A 17,786-nucleotide genomic window follows, 5' to 3' on the forward strand; every position below is an offset into this window, starting at 1 on the left:
ATCCAATTGAAGACATGCCCTAGTTAAACGACGTTTGGTAAGCAAACCGATAATAATAACCACGGCTAATATACCGATAGCTTTAGAATAAGGAGCTAGGACGCCTGCGACAGCATCATAATTTTGACCCAAGTAATAACCAGCTAGCGCCAATATTGCGGTCCAAATGCTAGCACCTAGCGCTGTCAATAATAAAAAAGGCAGCAGTGCCATTTTATTCATGCCAGCAGGGATTGAAATCAGCGAACGTACGCCCGGCACCATACGCCCAAAAAACACCGCCATTTTGCCATGTTTATCAAACCACGCATTGGCGTCGGTGATGTCGGCAGGTTTTATGAACACGTATTTGCCGTATTTCTCAGTGAATTCGACCAAGCGCGGTGCATCGAATTTATGGCCCAAATAGTATAAGGGTAGCGCACCCAGCACCGCGCCAAGCGTCCCAGTTAAAATAACCAAGACAATGCTCATATCGCCTTTAGAAGCGGCGAAACCAGCAGCTGGCATAATAATCTCAGACGGAATGGGCGGGAAGACGTTTTCAGCAAACATGGCAAATATAATGCCAAAGTAACCAAACTTTGCCATGATACCAAGTACCCATTCACTCATTTGATCCATTCGAGTCCTAAATTATTTACAGGTAAATAGTTGTCGACTTGTAATAACTACCAGTTTTTAAAAATTATCGATTTGTAAAAACTATCGACTGGTAAAGGTAATTGTTTTTGCGCCGTTGACGATAGGTTGGTTAATGGTCACTTTACTGTCTAAAATATCGCCGCGAGCATTGATTTTATAGCATTCTGACGAGCTGCCATTCGGATCATTATTCAGCAGTAAATTGGCTGAAGTCTCTATACAGAACCACGCGGTATTATTGCTATCCCTGCTCAAAGACCAATCTTGGTGATAAGTACCTATTTTTTTACGCATACTTCTATCGGCATAGACGTCTTCGGTGATTAATTTGCTAGAGGAGCCCACCGTTGCCATTTTAGGAAGGGTAGTGGTTTGATTGGAAAGTGAATATTTGCCTGAGCTGTCGGTAAAACCGTGGAATACCAAAGGATTGAGGGTAAAGTAATTAATCGCAACCGATTGATCAGTCACTTGATTATTGACTTTATTGATGGTGTTTACTTCAGCGCCTTCTACTTGTTTATTGTTAAATACCATACTGCCTTTGGGCGTGACTTTAATATCCGCAGAGGCGGTTTGATTGCCGACGGTCGCCACTAAGCTCTGGCTACGAGCTTTGGTATAAATATTAAGCATAGCCGTTTCAATCGGATATTGGGTGACAATGCTGTTTGAATGGTTGTTTGAATTGCCCGGTGTGGTGCCACCATTCATACCGCTTGCGCAAGCGCTTAACCCTACAGATACAGCGACAATTAAGCCTAATTTTTTCATGATTTAATCCTTAGATTTATTTAACTTCAATTTATTTAGCGGGTTATAAACCTATCTACTATAATCGAATTTTTAAGTGATGACATCTGTTAGGTATCCTTGCGTATTCTATCCTTACATCATTATAACAACCGATGATTTTTTAGAAATTTATGGATTAGGTCAAAAAGATAAGAAGTTAAAAACATAAAATAGTTATTTTTGCTGCTCATGCTTTCGTAGTCTGTTATCATTTCGTCCTGCAAAAAATCGCCATTATTTTTAAAAGCGCCATTCGTCAGGATATTAAAATGATCGTCAAGCAAAAGCTAAGCCCTATTAAACTGCTTTTTACCTTGCGCGGCTCTATCCTGCCAAAGGTGTATTCGCAAATTTTGCTGATTAGCCTCATTAGTGCTTTTATCACTACTGTTCAGCACGGATTTCCGAGCTCGTTTTCTTCTTATAGCGTTGCGCCGTTTACCTTGCTTGGGATTGCGCTGTCGTTATTTTTAGGCTTTCGTAACAATGCCAGTTATCAGCGTTGGTGGGAAGCGCGAGGGTTGTGGGGCCAATTGGTCTATGACACGCGCAGCTTTACCCGCCAAGTGCTGTCTTATATAGACGAGGACAATGACAGTGATAAGGCGCGAGATACTCAGCGCCGAATGATTTATCTGAGCATCGCTTTTACCCATGCTTTGCGCCATCGACTTCGTGATAGCGAGCCTTGGCAAGATATTGAGCGTTTTGTGGCACCCATCCATCATGCCAGCATGAGGCGGACGCAAAATCTGCCTGACTTTCTACTGCATTTGCTTGGCACAGAGCTTGGCTATTGCCGGCAGCAGCGCTTAACGTCGGATCATATGCTGCAAAACATGGACGAGCGCCTAAACTCAATGACAGTGGTTTTGTCCGCTTGTGAGCGTATTCATAACACGCCGTTGCCATTTGCTTATACATTGTTGGTGCATCGCACGACCTACCTGTATTGCTTTATGCTGCCTTTTGGTTTGGTCTCTTCTTTAGGCTGGGTAACACCTTTGATTTGCGGGGTAATTGCCTACACCTTTTTTGGTTTAGATGCGCTCAGTGAAGAGCTAGAAGAACCTTTTGGCGTGGCTGCCAATCAATTGCCGTTGACGGCTTTATCACGTACTATTGAAATTAATTTACTGGAAGCCTTAGGTGAAACTGAGCTGCCACCTGACGTCACTGCTAAAAATGGCTATTTGCAATAAATGGTCAATCTTGTCTTTATCTAATAGGAAAAACACCTTTTATATGTCAACCTCAGCACCTGAAAAAATATCTGCAAAAATCTTGGCAAATAATCTATTATCTGAACCCATTAATGAGAATGATTTGAATAAAATAAACAATAAAATAAACAAAGAGGCCGCCGCCTTTATAAGCTTGCCACCCAATATCCAAAATGCCTTAAAGCAAAACAATAGAATCGTATTTATTGCTAATAACCCTACTACTAGCACCGATCAATTGGCGCATTTATTACGCCCTGATGATGTTTTGGTGTTGTTTAACCATTTCATTCACGCTGATTTTTTTGCCAATCATCCGTTAGCCAGCACCTTGCCGAAATTATTGTTTTTTCGCCAAATTGGGGATAGTGCACTGCATTTTGGCTTACCACCAAGAAGCAATAATGTAGCTGTGATGAAGCGAATGGCAAAAGCTGCGCCATTAGGCATCCTACTCAGTAATCAGCCTTATCAATTTCCGTCGCCAAGTGATGATCCAAGTCCTGATGATGATCCGATTACTGACGAGCGTATACTGATGATACCGCCAGCCGTGCAAGCACTATTGCAGGATGAAAAGTATCATAGCGTATTATCGGAGTGCCATCCGGTCGTTGAAGATTACCCTTACTTTAGCGATATTCACTCTTCAGCGCCTTCGTCGGGGTTTTTGATGTATCGCTTGCTGTTAGCGGCTCGAGAGCATGTGCAATTGATGCAAAAGGCCCCGCAGCCGCTGCAATTATTGATGATTGGTTTTAGTGACAACGATAAAATCTCGAATTTTTGGCACGGACATAATTGGGCGTTTGAGCGTCGCGAAATGAGTGCGCCGCCAGCGGAAGTAGAAATCATACGGCAGTATTAGGTAAGGAAAATTTTTTAATTTAAACGTCCATAATTTAAACGACTTTAGTTTAAATGTCTGCTATTTAAACGTAAGCCGCATCAGGATAATGAGCAAGCGCTAGCTCATCACTACTGGGATTGCGTAATAGGGCTATCGGAGTTGATTGTTCGTTCGCCCAATCAATCAACCCCATGTCAGAAAACTCCTCAAGCCAGCCTCCCATCGGCCAGCATTGCCATTTTTTATAAAAGTGATTGGCATTGATGATAATACTTTCTAAATGATTAAGAGGCGGCCGATAAACGGTATGTTGTTGATGATAAATGAGGTCGGCAGTGAGATAAAAATCTATGGCTAACTTACGCGCTGTAAAGGCAAAATCGGTATCTTCTGCCCCGTAACCTGTGTATTGTGTATCAAATCCATTTATGTGCTCAAACTGCTGCCGCTTAATCGCAAAGCATAAACTCCAAAATGTGCCGTAATCATCCGTCTGTTTAATAGCCGTGTGCGCCATATTGGTAGTAGTGCAATCCGTCTCATCGAAGTTATCGCGATAAGGGTTATAAACAGATAGGCGATTTAAATAAGCGCTGGTTAGCCCGCCACTTTGTAATTCTAAGCTTTCCTTAGCTGATAAAGGTCGTGTCAGATAGCGCGGTTGCCCCATAATTAAGGCGTTTGGATACTGTGCCAATTTTGCGCTTAATTGCTCAATAAAGGTCGGCGCTACGATGCAATCAACGTCCAAAAATATCAGCGTGTCATTTGTAGCATGCGCGGCGCCAATATTGCGATTATGACCAATATCAAAGTCCATTTTGCTTGATATAGCAGATGTTTGATTGACTGGCGTGTCTTCCGCATTAGTAGTCGTAGTAGGAAGCTTCACAATATTTAAAGAAAATTCAGCCAGACGCTCAGGCTCGGCGTCATCGTTAACAATAATAACTTCGTCGGGTTTGACGCTGCCATTCATTAGGCTACTCAGTAAATTATAAAGATGGTGGTTGCGCCCGTAACAAGTCGTGATAACGGTTACTGGTACGAGATCGGATACCGCATTAACATTGGTGATGGGTTTTGTGGTCATGTCTTATCGTTGCCTATTCTTTTATTACATTATTTTATATTTTATTGACGTTATTGCTCCGGCTATTTGTCGTGAGGTCACGCTCTAGCATGCAGGATTTAATTCAAGCCGCGGCAATAACCACTTTTCAAACCAAGCTTTAGTCGTCGGGTATTGGGTCGTGCTCTGCATAAACGCTTGAGAGGCAGACGTATCGTCTTGATTGAGCGCTGCGCTATCTGTACTATCAGACTTTGATACCAGATTGGTCGGCGCAGGTGAGTTAGCCGATAATCCATTTGGATCCATCTTAGCATCCCCACTTAACAAGGTTTTAAATTGCTGCCAACTTAATGCGCGTCCCTCATGGATTAGTGCTTGCGCCATGACTTCTTGCTCTTGATGAGGACGGTCATCAGGTAGAACCACCAACGGCGTGGCATAGTTATAGGCTTGGGCAACAGCGTTTAAGCCGCACGCCATCAGCAGATAGTCACTATGCTCGATAAATGGCGTTACGTCGCTCACTTGAATTGCAATATCGACATAAGACCGCTTATCATCATCGATAGGACCGAGCGATATGATAAAGGCATTGGGCAAAAGGCTGCGCAGCTCAAGCAGCTTTGCATCAATGGCTTTATGACCGCCGTAGCCTTTAATCACTGTAACGATACAAGGCGCATTTTTGTTTTTATTTTCTGTTATCAAAGAAAGCGCTTTTTCGTCAGCCGTAAGCGCCTTTATTTCTCTTATAAAATCAGGGTAAGTTTGCTGTTTTCGTTGCTCAGTGTTAATAAAGTCAAGGTATAGCGTTTTTTTGCTTACCCACTCAGGCGTCAACGCAGATTCTAATGGGCGAGGATAGGGCGCTAATAAAGCAAGCGCGCCAGCAAAAGCATTCAGATGCGGAGCATCATCACGAACACCAGGAAGCCTAACATAAAGATACGGAATACTCGCCGCTCGGCATAGCATGGCAACTTCAACGCTCACATCGATGATCATTAAATCAACGCCCCGCTGATAAATCGTATCGAGTATTTGGTGGCTACGCTTTTGAATATCGCTATTACCAACGGGCGAATAATGCAGGCTGGCTGGTTGCCAGTATTCTCCTGCTCGCCCCACAAGCACATCATCTGCACGCTCATCTTCTGCATATAGCCGTACAATTTGTTTTTCATCTATAGAGGTAAAAGTATAGGTATCTGGAGTTAAGCTGGTGAATACCGTTAATTGTTTTCTTACTTCAGTGGGTAAGAGGGTAGCAAGTTTATCGATTTGACGGCAATGCCCTGAGCCGTGATGATGGGCGTAATAACCCAGTCGCATTATCCTTGCTCCACAAGATTTAATGAATGAATGAACGGCTTTAGCTTATTATCCTTACCATTACGCTTAAATAAATTTAATGCCAACCGCGCATCTGCTACCGTATCAGACTCTATTTGCTGCTGAATTTTCTTCTGCTCGTTTTCTGCTACAGCCTCTTTATACAGGGCTAGATAGCCTTCTACCATTGATGCGACAGAACAAAACTGTAAGGCACGTTCTCGGCAGGCCTGACGTGATATGTTTTTAATTTTAGCAAAACCTTTTATAAAGGCTTCTTTGTCTTCCTTAGCAACGATAATACCGGTGCTTGGCGTGACAATTTCAGCGCTAGCACCCACATCAAAACCAATGACTGGCGTGCCGCACGCCAAGCTCTCCGCCAGTGTCAATCCATAAGGTTCATCCCACGTACTAGTAAATAGCATGGCGGTTGCTTGGCAGAGATAGCGATTCACCTCATCCTTGGTCACGTGACCGACATAATCAAACAGCTTTTGTGCGCCATTTTCATCGTCTTTAGCCAGTAATGGTGCTACTTGTTGATCAAAATACGCCTCATTACTTTTAGGACCAGCGATGATAAGCTTTTTTCCCGCTTCCATACAATATTGCATGGCCAAATACGTGCCTTTTTCAGGACAAATACGCCCATACCAAAAATAAACCTCGCCATGCTCACGGGTAAAATTATCCCCAGTTTCAGTATTTGCGGTAAAAGATTTTACATCGATGCCGTTGTAAACCACTTGCGACGGCACAAACTCAGAAAACAGTTGTTGTTGGTGATTGCTAATGGCGGTAAATTGGGTGGTTGTGCCGTGGCGCAAGGTCAACAGTGCCAGACGCAGTTGGGGAAAAATAGGCGTATGAAAGGTAGTAAAAAATCGTGCGCCAAAGGTTTGACCTGTCATCATTGGAGCATGGTGCAAGCTGTGGTTGTGCACGATATCAATCTCACCGCGTGCATCTCGCTCAATAATATCGCGCAGTACATCTTGATAGACCAAATACTGATACATCTCCTTGCGACTCATTTCTAACGACTCATGCTCATTGGGATAGGCGATCGCCTCAAATTCCTCTGGCGTCAGCATTGGAACCAAATGAGCTTGCGTCTGACTGTCTTTATGCGCATAAAGCAATACCTCATGTCCTTGGGCAACAAGCTCATCACATATAAGCTGAGTAATCATCTCAAGCCCGCCAGCAAAGGGCTGAGCAATAGGGTATAAGCAGTGGGCGATAATCGCAATGCGTAAGGGTTTATCGGATATTAGCGCAGAGTGAGTGTTATTAGTGTGAATAGAATCCACAAAATCAATAGGGTTAGCGAAAGACGAAAACCTAGGAAAAAGCTTGGTATTAGCAAAAGACATAGAAACCTCAAAGTTAAACTGACGAATATTTTAAATTGGCAAGAAAAAATTTTTTTATAAAAATAAATGGCTACAACGCTCTAAAGCGGTTTATCCGTAGTGGATTACCGCTTTTAAGCATTCATTGTTTTAAGCGCTTTTAAGTTAATAACCAGAAATGCGTTATTAAATAAAACAATTAAGAGTTAATAATTTTTTTATCTTCAAACACGGTATCGATTTTTGTCTCAAGCGGCGTGAGCGGCTTGGCTTGCTTGCGCGAGATCGCAACCGCAGGTTTAGACTTAATGCTAATACTGGTAGGCTTTTGCTCTGTTACCGTAAAGTTATCAAATGCCACTTTTGCCGCGTCGATTTTTAGCGCACAAACCGTCAAAGCACAGACAAATAATAGCGGAGAATAGAGAGGAGAAAACGGCGCTACGATAAAAGCAGTAACGATATTGAGCATTAAAAGTAGCTTAGGTAAAGCCACTATATTTGCTAGTCGTAATGAGCTGTGGGTATGAATATATTCTTGCTTTGGCGTACAGACAAAAGGTTTTTCGCTACCCCATAAAACAGGCAACCAAGATAATGCCCCAAGCTCCCAAAAGTTCAGGTGCATCAACCATGCTCTTATGCGCATCTTCATACTTGGCTGATGGCCTTTATTGACCTGTTTATTCAACGGCGCTTGATCCTGTGAGTATGCCCACAGCCGTCTTATGACAAAAACAGCATAGCTGGCATATACTAGGTATAAAGGCGTGAGTAAAGACGCATCAGGCGTAGCACCTGAGAATTGAGCACCCAAGAGCGCATAGCTAAGGATGAATAATGTCACCATCTGCAAAAAAATAAAGAAGCCAGTAAAGTTTATCCAAGCGCTCAGCTGTGACAGATGGGCACGCGTGTAAGCTAAGCGCTCAACGATACTTTTTACTTTTGGGCTATTTATAGGGCGTTGATTAGAAGCAAGAGCGGGGCTTGATTTTTGCTGTATACCCCCTTGCTGCGCACTCACAGGACTTTGGGTGTTATTTGGAAGCGTTATCGAGAAATAGCCATTTAGCACCTGCATATTGCCATAGATCCAGCGCCGACGTTGGGACATCAAATCATTTAAGCTGTTGGGCAATAAACCCGTTGCGATGACTTCTGGTATGAAGCGACTACGAAAACCTCTTTGGTGCATCAAGACACCCATTTGGGCATCTTCGGTAATCGAAGCACCTGACCAACCACCCAAACTCAAAAGATCCGAGCGGCGAATTACCGCATAAGTCCCTGTCGATAGCGCCCGCTCACGATTAAAAGGGCGGTATAAATGATGATTGAAATAGTGGTTGAGCTCGCTGTGCGTGTCCACTTGATCGGTATTGCGATAAAATTGCGGGAACTGCAAAAGAGTGTGATCAGGATAACGCTCGATAGCATTGGCAATCGATTTTCTTGCATGGGGCAGTGCTTGATAATCACTATCAACCACCACAATGTGACTACAGTCTGGGTTCATAAGCCCCAATGCCAAATTTAATGCCCCAGCCTTAAAACCTTCTACAGCATCAATATGATAAAAACGTACATTGAGCTTTGGGTCTAAGCTTGCGCAAAACGCTGCCAATGGCTGATACATTGACGTGTCCGTATTATTATTATCAATAATAAGTATCTCATCATTGGCATATTTTACCGCCAGCAAAGACTGGATGGTAGCAATCACCAACTCTGGCGGTTCAGACCGTGTCATTAATTGAAAGCTTAGCGACGCAGGAGCTAAAAGATTTTTCTTATTAATAGTCATGGCTTATCCTTAGGCACATACGACAGGCAAAATGTTTATAAAGAACGTATAAAAAATTGAGGCTATTAATAGTTATAATGTAGTAGTTGTTATTACCTCATCAATTACTCTATAGATAGTAATATAAAACTCCGTAACCTTTAGACTGTGAAGTGTTGGCAAATATTAAAGAGTGTAAATCTACGTAATTTATTTAGCTAATTTTATGAATGTCAGTATATATAACGGTGTTTAAACAGTGTTTATGTTACGAAGTAAATAAGTTTTTGAGGGAGAAAAAGAGTTTAGCCATAAGATGGGAGAGCTATGATAAGGGAGGGAGATTTGAATTTAGGATTGTATTGGAGCGGGGTTCAATCATAGGACGGATTGGCTTTAAAAGATACTCAGTTTTAAAATAACAAAAGCGTATTAGACAGGCATGGGTAAAAAGCCACATTGTCCAATACGCTCTTATATTTTTAATACCTATTGTCTTTCAGACAATGAGTAATCTAGAATAGCCGTTTTAATTTTTAATCAATAGTTATTGCTTTGGCGCCAATCATCAACTTCACGCTGGGCATCTTCCTTACTGCGTCCATAACGTTCTTGCACACGACCAACCAGCTTATCACGGTCGCCTTCGATGTGGGTGAGGTCGTCATCGGTTAAATCTGCCCATTTCTGTTTTACTGAGCCTTTAAGTTGGTTCCAATCACCTTTTAGAGTATGTTCATTCATAGTAGCATTCCTTTTGCGGTTATTAGGTTTAATTTATTAAACATTAAAACCCATCCATTTGGTTTCTTATACTTCTTATTGATGGGTTATCAGCTGGTAAAAATTCCTAACTGACAAAACCACTGTACGCATTGCCCCATCCGTTGTCTGTAGGCTGAATGTTTGGAGTGTTACTCAAACCTTAGTGACAGATGAATTATGTTATTGAAGTATGTCTCATGTCATAAGTGCGGTATTTTTTATAAAAGACGCCACGCTTTTGAAAATGTTTACGGTGAATTGGTTATCTCTAAATTCGCTAAAAACGCAGCAAAACCTTCTGTTGCCCGAGCCAGCAGGCGGCTACTGGTAATAACTCGAACGCGATTGCTCCAAGTAATCATATAGCCTTGGGTTTCAAATTTTTTAACCAAATCGACATCTTCGTGGCATGGTAGAGGCGCAAAGCCATCAACGGCGAGATAAGCGTCACTACTAAAACTTAAATTTGCCCCATGAATATGACGATGACCCATCATATCTTGATAATGGGTGACATAAGCTTGGCGCGTTTTGGGGGTTAAATGTGCCCAACTATCAACACTCACGACGCCGCAAATCATATCGGTAGGCTGATCTTTAATATGAGCGACCTGCTGTATCAGCCAATCGGGCGGGACGACTGAGTCCGCGTCGGTACAGGCGATCCAAGTCGCACCAGAGGCAATCGCATGACGAATGCCCAAATCTCGTACTTGTCCCACACATCGATAATCACAGCAGAGATAATGAATGCCAGTTCTTTCGTCCCCGGCACTTTGAACTTGGGCCCTTTTAACCAATGCAAGCGTATCATCGCTACAGCTATCAAGTACTACCAGCACAGTCGCCGTAATAGTGGAGGGCAGCTGCTCAACGGCGGCCTGCACGGCTGCTAAGCATTTAGTAATAGTCACCGCTTCATTATGAGCCGGAATGACAATTCCAATTTTTATATCATCCATATACTTTTATATCTTCCATATTTCCACTTGCTTTACTGACGGTTATCTCTTTTTATACCAAATTTTCTTGCATGGCGACCGACTCTGAAGTGTGTTGCCAAACGTCTAATAAAAAATCGCTATCGATAATTTTGCTTTGATGCGTAAAAGTTGAATGTCTAGTATTTATATGCTGTTCCTGTTCAGGATTTGCGTCATTATTTACCTTGTTAAACGCTTGATGCAGGCGCTGATGTACCGTTTCACCCGTCATTGCAAAGCCATCAATCGCATAGCGCCAATGGCAGCAGAGCAACGTGCCACCTACCGCAAGGTTTTGCTTAATCCAAGCGATAACGGTATCGATATCGTTTGTTGATAAATAATATAAAATCTCGCTAATAATGACTAAATCAAAGGATGATTTATTAGTTGTTAATACGTCAGGAATAACCCCTTGAATGACCTTTACATGCGTGGACTCTGCCAAGCGTCGTTTGGCAAGTTGCACCGCTTGATGATTGCCATCAATACTTAGCATCGCCTGACAACGGCGGGCAAGTAGCTCACTAAACACGCCATTACCGCAGCCTAATTCAATGGCATTAGCATACTTAGCTTGTGGCAACACCGCTAGACACATATCGCGTTTGCGTTTTTCATACCAGCGGGTTTGATACTGCCACGGGTCGCTATTGTCATTATATAAAGCATCAAAATAGCTTTCTGAGTAGGTATTAGCGGAATGAGTATCAGATGACTTATCAGTAGAGCTGTCGTGCGCCGTTTGGTTTTTAGACAGATGCAAATCCGCTTTAGAAGTACGCAAGTCGGTTTTTGCAATACGCAACTTACTGGCGTTATTCATCGTTGGCATAGTGTTAAGGTTGTAGCTCATATAAATAAACTTCCCAAGGTTGGCTGATTCTAGCGATGGTTTGAGCCGACAAAATAGGCGGGTTACCCGTACTCTCATCAACGGTTATTTGGCTTTTAAAGCAGGCAATGGCTTGAGTTTTTCGCTGCAATTGCTCAGGCGTTAAATCCACTCTGACGGCGCAGTGCCAAGGAATGCGACTGTCGGCAGGCTTTGCCCAATGCCACGCCCAAATTAAAACTTGATAACAGGCCAAATGATGCTGCTTGGCAAAGGCGGCGACCACTTGCCCTGTTGCCTCATGATCAGGATGCCCATCACGCATAAAGGGCGTTACTAAAATGTCGTTTGGCTGGATAATAGCGGCTAATTTTTTATGAAATTGATATTTTTGATTAAAGACGTCGCCATCGGTTAGCTCGAGAGCAATACACGTCACCTGATGCGACAGGCCCAGAACTTTTAACGCTGCTAGGCTTTCTTGGGGCCGAATGGTATCAAGCATTTGCGCAGGATAAAGCTGCGAGTTTGGGTGACTTTTTGTGCCGTTAGTCACGTGAACGAGGATGATAGGATTACCATTAGCGGCTAGCTGTTGCAGCAGTCCGCCGCAGCCCAATATCTCATCGTCAGGATGCGGCGCAAACACGCAAACACGCTGCTGCGGTGGAAAGTTTTTTGCCATGTCCAATCGAGGTATGTTGTGCAAGCCTTGCCAGTTTTGCCAAGCGTCGCGACTGGTGCCATCCCCTTCAATCACGCGGTCACCGACAATCGGATGATTGGGCTTGGATAAGTGAGCAGGCATGACGGTATGAGCTGTTAAAGGCTGAGTGCCTCTTTCTGCCTCAGTGCCGGAGACGGTAAGGTCTAGTGCTACATTCGTTTTGGGTATTACAGTTGCCATATATTGTCCTGCTTGCCGGTCAAATCGGTGGTTGAGGCGCTGGCTAAAACGCTAGATAGCTCGCCGATTTTTTGTAAATCAAAGGCGCCATGACTTTGACGAATAAATACAGCCAAATCCGCTGACAATCTGGCAAAATGGGCATTGTTACAAAATGGTGCTGCCCCTAACGCTTGTCCGGCGATCTCCATTACTTGGCGCGCTACCTGCTCGACGTTGGCACGTAGTTGGCGAATGACAAGTTCATGGCTTTGCTGCGGCTCAGTGTCTATTAAATCAGCAATGTGATAAAAGTATTGCTGAGTGACGGCCAGTGCTGTGCTGATTTGTCCCAAATACATGGCTTTATAATCGTTAGGTTTGTGCTTATAGGAGGTTATCAAATAACTGGCTATACAAGCCGCCGCGCCATACCAGCAAGCAGCAACACCTGCCGCCCCATGCCAAAATCCCGCTCGTTCTAGATAGGCATTTGGCGTACCGACGTTACTTGCAGCGACTTGATAAAACTGTACGGTAGCGGTATCAGTGGCTTGCATGCCCACTGCTTGCCAAGGCGTATTGTCAATATCGATGCCAGCCTGATGCATATCCACCATCAGCAGTTGCGCCTGCCCATGCTCATCACGATAAGTCATGAGCCCGTAATCCACCATGTTGGCTCCAGAACACCAGGCTTTGGTACCGCTGACTTTACCCTCCTCATAGCGTATAGGATCAGGATGTCCCTCTGCTGCCCAAATCGCCCACAATCCCTGAGGCGCCTTATCATAGCCCACTTCATGCAAAATACTTAATGCATCGAGATGCGACTCAAACCATTTTGCAATCGTTAAATCTATGCTGGCAACATACGCCAAAACTTGCCAGCGAATCAATGTATTTGAGTTGGTTTCCCGTTTGTTTTTTTTATCCGTGGGAGCGCTTTTAGCACTGATAACCTCGTCAGTACCGCTAGCAGGGTGAGGGATTTTATCGCTATAGCCGACTAAGATATTTAATATATCACGGTGCAATACATCGGTTATCACCAGCCCACTCACCGTTTGATTATTCGCGCGGATGAGCGCTTCTACAGCAGTTTTTATATTTGACAATAAAGGGTTTGGTGCATTGAGTGCTAGCATAAAGTCTCCTAATTATTATTATGAATCAGACATTTGAACGGCATCTAAAGTTCCATTATCTGTTGGCTGTTTTTTACTATCATATAGGTCATCTAAATATAAATCGTCTAAAAAACGTTGCTGCCATGCGTGTAAATCATCTTGGTACAGTCCCTGCAATAGTGCCTGATGGCGAGACTGCCGCTCTTCTAGAGGCATCGTTAATGCTGTCTTTAACCCCTCTATCATACTGTCAGGCTGATGCGGATCAACAATAACCGCTGCTTGCATTTGCTCGGCGGCGCCTGCGTAGCGCGATAGCATAAGCACCCCAGGATTATCAGGGTTTTGCGCGGCGATATACTCTTTGGCCACCAGATTCATGCCGTCTTTTAATGAATTGACCCAGCCAATATCACTTTGCCAAAATGCCGTCATGAGTGGCTCATGATTTAAGACGCTTTCGCTATATTTGATAGCCTGCCAAGTACTTTTATCAGATGAAAATTGCTGATTGATATCACAAACCGCTTGTTTAACTTCTTCATAAAGTCGTTGATATGTCGGTAAGTCTAAGCGGCTCGGACAAGCAATCTGTAATAATTGTAGCTGATTTTGATAGCTTGGATATTGTGCTAAAAAATCGCGATAGGCTGAAAAACGTCTTAATAAGCCTTTAGAATAATCAATTCTATCCACCGCAATAATCTGTTGTGTAGTAGTCTTGATGTTTTTTTTATGCGTAATATGTTTTGTAAAATCCAAAGGTAGAGACGAGGCTAAATGGCGGACTTGCTGCTGGATTCTTGCCACATTAATGCCAATAGGATAGGTGTTAATCAGTAGCGAATGCTGGGGTTTTAAGTCTAGATTGAGCATCAGCTCCTTACCAGACCGCAGATGAGATTGGACGACAGGCTGATTGATGTCTAAAACATTGGTGGATAAAGACTCTAAATACCTGTCTTCTACTAAGTGTTCTGCCATCAAGCTGTCTTTTAAGTAATGTTGCAAAACGGCAAGACAGTTGATATTGCCTTGCTGGGTTTGGGTGCCGAGCACATCATAATGCGCCAGATGGTGAATCAGCTCAGCGCTTTGCTCAAGTTGTTGCCAAAATGCAAGCGCGACAAAGGGAATATGTAAGAAAAAGCCAATGCGATTGTTTATCCCAAGCTTCCTACAATGATAGGCCACGCTTAAAAAGTGGTAATCATGTGCCCAAATCACATCGCCAGGTTGAATGATTTTTTTTAATTGGCGAGCAAACAGACGGTTAACGGCTTGATAGCCTGCATAATCGTCTGGTGTTTGGCTAATAAGAGATGTTTGCTCATGCAGCAGCGGCCACAGTACATTATTGGCAAAGCCGCAGTAAAAGTGCTGATATTGCTCAGCGCTGAAAGCTGTAGTCATGTAGGTGATTTGGGTATTGGTTCCTTGTACGTCAGCAATCGCCACCGCACTTTGTTTCACGCTGCTAAATTCATTGGCAGCGCTCACATTCTCATCACTCATTACTTCGCCATTCCAGCCCATCCAGACAACTGAGTTTCCCATTAAGACGTCTTGCAATGCGACGGCAAGTCCGCCTGCCATAGGATTGTTGTCGGGCATTTTCACTCGGTTAGATAAAACAATTAATCGGCTCATATCAGTGGTCTCGCTGTATTTTTTAATAGTAGTAAGTCGTTATTTGTTTTTAGAATCAGTATCTGATAAACCAAATAAATCAGACGATGAAGTGGGGCGTTGTTGACAAAACTTTAAAAAGCTCTCCAGTAAAACCGTAACCTCAAAAATGTCATTGACATAATAATGCGCACACGTCGGTTCATTGGGGTCATAACCTACTTTGATACCTATGCCCTTTATTGGTCTGTGCGGATTTTCTTTTGGCGCGCTATGTCCTATTAAGTGATGTTTTTCATTTAATCCATCGTCGCCTTGAACCGCCATAAACCCTGCTTCATCAGTAATGTCGTCCCCAATAAAAATAGGACAAAGAGTATTGCTGCTCTGCATTCTTTTTAACAAGGTTAAAATCGCGCTGCCTTTATCGGCACCTTTAGGTGCGATTTCCCAGACGTATTTGCCTTTCTTTAATATCCAGTTGGTATGGTTTTTTAAGGTTGCTGCTACAATGTCATAAGCCGCATCGGCTAATGCAGGATTTTGTCGATAATGTAGGGCGACGGAGTAGGGTTTATCTTCTATGATAAAGTCGTCATAGGACGTGCAAGATTCAATAATCGCTTGTCTGATGGCAGCAAGCTCATGAGTATCAACAGACGAAACACTTGAACCATCGTTGTCCTGAGTGTTGTCATCGTCAAACGCTATTTCTAGTCCATGAGTGGCGGCGATGGATAATGTTAGAGGGGACAGCATTTGCTTTGCTTCAGTCAGACTTCGCCCTGACACGGCAACGACTTTGATGCCGTGATTTTGTATGTTTCGTAAAAGTGTTAATGTAGCAGGCGGGATGAAGCTATCTTTTGGATTTAGGGTAAAATCAGCAAGCGTGCCGTCGATATCCAGAAACAGGCAGTAGCGCTGCTGATGAGATAGATAATCAACAAAGTGGTTTGGCGTTATGTATATAGGAACGCTATTTGCCTTGCAGCTTCTTCCTGAAGTCACTTGTCTTCCCTTTATTAAAATTCTATATTTTGGACCAAAGCAGGTTTAATCTAATTTGATAGAAAACCCTTGCTCATTAATCAAAGTTAATTAATCAAATCCAATCTATTAAAGTTAAGCGAACAAAACTAATTAACGAAGCTAAGCAATAGAAACTAAGCAATAGAAACTAAGCAATCAAGCTTCATAATAAGTTTGGCATAAAGTCTGTCATACTGCGATGGACAAAATGTCGTATTTAGTATAAGTTTTTTTAGTATCTGTCTTTTAATTTACAAAAATCATTAAGGAAAGGTTATGCACATCACCGCAAATTTTGATGCAGGAAATATTGACGTTATCAATGCAGAAGATAAAACAAACATCCAATTGGCGATTCGTCCGGACGTTGGCGAAGAATTTTTTCAGTGGTTTAACTTTCGTCTATCAGGTGAAGTGGGCGAGCAGTATGTGTTAAATATTATAAATGCAGGGGAGGCGTCCTACCTTGCAGGTTGGGAGGATTACCAAGCGGTAGCTTCTTATGATCGCGAGTATTGGTTCCGTCTGCCGACCTCTTATAAAGATGGCAAGTTGACCATCACGGCAGAATTGGCGTGTGAAAGTATTCAGATTGCGTATTTTGCCCCGTACAGTTATGAGCGTCACCAAGACTTATTAGCGGCCGTCCAAGTGCACCCGATAGTGTGTTTGGAGCATTTAGGCGAAACCCTTGATAAGCGCGACTTAACTTTGGTAAAAGTGGGTAATGGAGATACTAAGAAGCGCAGTATTTGGATTACGGCGCGTCAGCATCCGGGTGAAACGATGGCCGAATGGTTGGTTGAGGGATTATTAAACAGTTTGTTAGACGAAGATAATGCCACTGCTAAGCTGTTATTAGAAAAAGCCAATTTTTATATTGTGCCAAATATGAACCCTGATGGCAGTGTGCGCGGCCATCTTCGTACCAATGCCGTAGGGACAAATCTAAACCGAGAATGGGCAAATCCAAGCTTAGAAAAAAGCCCTGAGGTGTTTCATGTCATCAAAAAGATGGAAGAAACTGGCGTTGACTTATTTTATGATGTGCACGGCGATGAAGCGCTACCTTATGTTTTCCTTGCTGGCTCGCAGGGGACACCAAGCTATAACGACCGCCTTGCACGTTTACGTGATAAATTTTCAGACGTTTTAAAATTGGCCAGTGCCGATTTTCAATCTGAATTTGGCTATGACATTGATGCGCCGGGCACCGCAAACATGACGATCGCCACGCACTGGGTAGCTGAACGTTTTGATTGTCTTGCCAACACCTTAGAGATGCCGTTTAAAGACAATAATAATTTACCTTTTGAGGATACAGGCTGGTCACCAGAGCGTTCTATTAAATTAGGTGAAGCTTCGTTAGTTGCTATGCTTGCGGTCGTTGATGAGTTACGTTAATTGCTGATTTGGCGTTAGGGTGTGTCTTAGCTTGATTATTTCACGTTAATTTATCTCA

At 43.1% G+C, this 17,786-nt stretch carries 16 protein-coding genes; 3 read left to right on the forward strand and 13 right to left on the reverse strand.

Going from position 1 to position 17,786, the window contains the following annotated elements:
- Both B4K26_RS06625 and B4K26_RS06630 read right to left on the reverse strand, forming a co-directional pair.
- Nucleotides 1-624, reverse strand: a 624-nt coding sequence (locus B4K26_RS06625) for a DedA family protein (RefSeq protein WP_296244308.1), incomplete at its 3' end; no start/stop codon positions are given.
- Between the two features lie 81 nt (nt 625-705).
- Entirely contained in the window at nt 706-1,419 is a 714-nt protein-coding gene (locus B4K26_RS06630) for a hypothetical protein (protein WP_296244310.1), read from the reverse strand.
- Between the two features lie 290 nt (nt 1,420-1,709).
- On the opposite strand from B4K26_RS06630, the gene B4K26_RS06635 reads away from it, so the two are divergent.
- On the forward strand, nt 1,710-2,642 hold the full coding sequence (locus B4K26_RS06635) for a bestrophin family protein (RefSeq protein WP_296244311.1): 933 nt from the start codon (nt 1,710-1,712) through the stop codon (nt 2,640-2,642).
- A 43-nt stretch (nt 2,643-2,685) separates the two neighbouring features.
- A complete protein-coding gene (locus B4K26_RS06640) occupies nt 2,686-3,531 on the forward strand; it encodes a hypothetical protein (protein ID WP_296244312.1) in 846 nt (281 codons plus the stop codon).
- Between the two features lie 64 nt (nt 3,532-3,595).
- Here the strand turns inward: B4K26_RS06640 and B4K26_RS06645 are convergent, their stop codons facing one another.
- The 11 genes from B4K26_RS06645 to otsB form a co-directional block, all read right to left on the reverse strand.
- Entirely contained in the window at nt 3,596-4,606 is a 1,011-nt protein-coding gene (locus tag B4K26_RS06645) for a glycosyltransferase family 2 protein (protein WP_296244313.1), read from the reverse strand.
- 84 nt (nt 4,607-4,690) lie between these two features.
- Nucleotides 4,691-5,920, reverse strand: coding sequence for a hypothetical protein (locus tag B4K26_RS06650; RefSeq protein ID WP_296244314.1), 1,230 nt, complete (start codon nt 5,918-5,920; stop codon nt 4,691-4,693).
- Nucleotides 5,920-7,299 (reverse strand): glycosyltransferase, encoded by a 1,380-nt coding sequence (locus B4K26_RS06655; RefSeq protein WP_296244315.1) that lies wholly within the window; start codon nt 7,297-7,299, stop codon nt 5,920-5,922. The genes B4K26_RS06650 and B4K26_RS06655 overlap by 1 nt, the downstream gene beginning before the upstream one ends.
- Before the next feature lie 178 nt (nt 7,300-7,477).
- Nucleotides 7,478-9,085, reverse strand: coding sequence for a glycosyltransferase family 2 protein (locus B4K26_RS06660; protein WP_296244316.1), 1,608 nt, complete (start codon nt 9,083-9,085; stop codon nt 7,478-7,480).
- Between the two features lie 519 nt (nt 9,086-9,604).
- Nucleotides 9,605-9,808 carry a CsbD family protein gene (locus B4K26_RS06665; RefSeq protein WP_296237050.1) on the reverse strand — a complete coding sequence of 68 codons (204 nt, stop codon included), beginning with the start codon at nt 9,806-9,808 and terminating at the stop codon, nt 9,605-9,607.
- 269 nt (nt 9,809-10,077) lie between these two features.
- Nucleotides 10,078-10,782, reverse strand: a complete 705-nt coding sequence (locus tag B4K26_RS06670; protein ID WP_296244333.1) for a glycosyltransferase — start codon at nt 10,780-10,782, stop codon at nt 10,078-10,080.
- A gap of 61 nt (nt 10,783-10,843) precedes the next feature.
- Nucleotides 10,844-11,668 carry a class I SAM-dependent DNA methyltransferase gene (locus tag B4K26_RS06675; RefSeq protein WP_296244317.1) on the reverse strand — a complete coding sequence of 275 codons (825 nt, stop codon included), beginning with the start codon at nt 11,666-11,668 and terminating at the stop codon, nt 10,844-10,846.
- The gene (locus B4K26_RS06680; protein ID WP_296244335.1) at nt 11,652-12,455 is read right to left on the reverse strand and encodes a PIG-L deacetylase family protein; all 804 of its coding nucleotides are present in this window, start codon (nt 12,453-12,455) and stop codon (nt 11,652-11,654) included. The genes B4K26_RS06675 and B4K26_RS06680 overlap by 17 nt, the downstream gene beginning before the upstream one ends.
- Before the next feature lie 86 nt (nt 12,456-12,541).
- A complete protein-coding gene (locus B4K26_RS06685) occupies nt 12,542-13,681 on the reverse strand; it encodes an acyl-CoA dehydrogenase (protein WP_296244318.1) in 1,140 nt (379 codons plus the stop codon).
- Nucleotides 13,682-13,699: 18 nt separating this feature from the next.
- The gene (locus B4K26_RS06690; protein WP_296244319.1) at nt 13,700-15,313 is read right to left on the reverse strand and encodes an alpha,alpha-trehalose-phosphate synthase (UDP-forming); all 1,614 of its coding nucleotides are present in this window, start codon (nt 15,311-15,313) and stop codon (nt 13,700-13,702) included.
- Between the two features lie 39 nt (nt 15,314-15,352).
- Nucleotides 15,353-16,303 (reverse strand): trehalose-phosphatase, encoded by a 951-nt coding sequence (gene otsB / locus B4K26_RS06695; RefSeq protein ID WP_296244320.1) that lies wholly within the window; start codon nt 16,301-16,303, stop codon nt 15,353-15,355.
- 297 nt (nt 16,304-16,600) lie between these two features.
- Here otsB and B4K26_RS06700 point away from each other — a divergent pair, with 297 nt between their 5' ends.
- Complete coding sequence (locus B4K26_RS06700; RefSeq protein ID WP_296244321.1) at nt 16,601-17,728, forward strand: M14 family metallopeptidase; 1,128 nt, start codon at nt 16,601-16,603, stop codon at nt 17,726-17,728.
- Nucleotides 17,729-17,786 lie beyond the last annotated feature (58 nt).

It is taken from the genome of Psychrobacter sp. UBA6766, from assembly GCF_002453355.1.
Lineage (GTDB): Bacteria > Pseudomonadota > Gammaproteobacteria > Pseudomonadales > Moraxellaceae > Psychrobacter.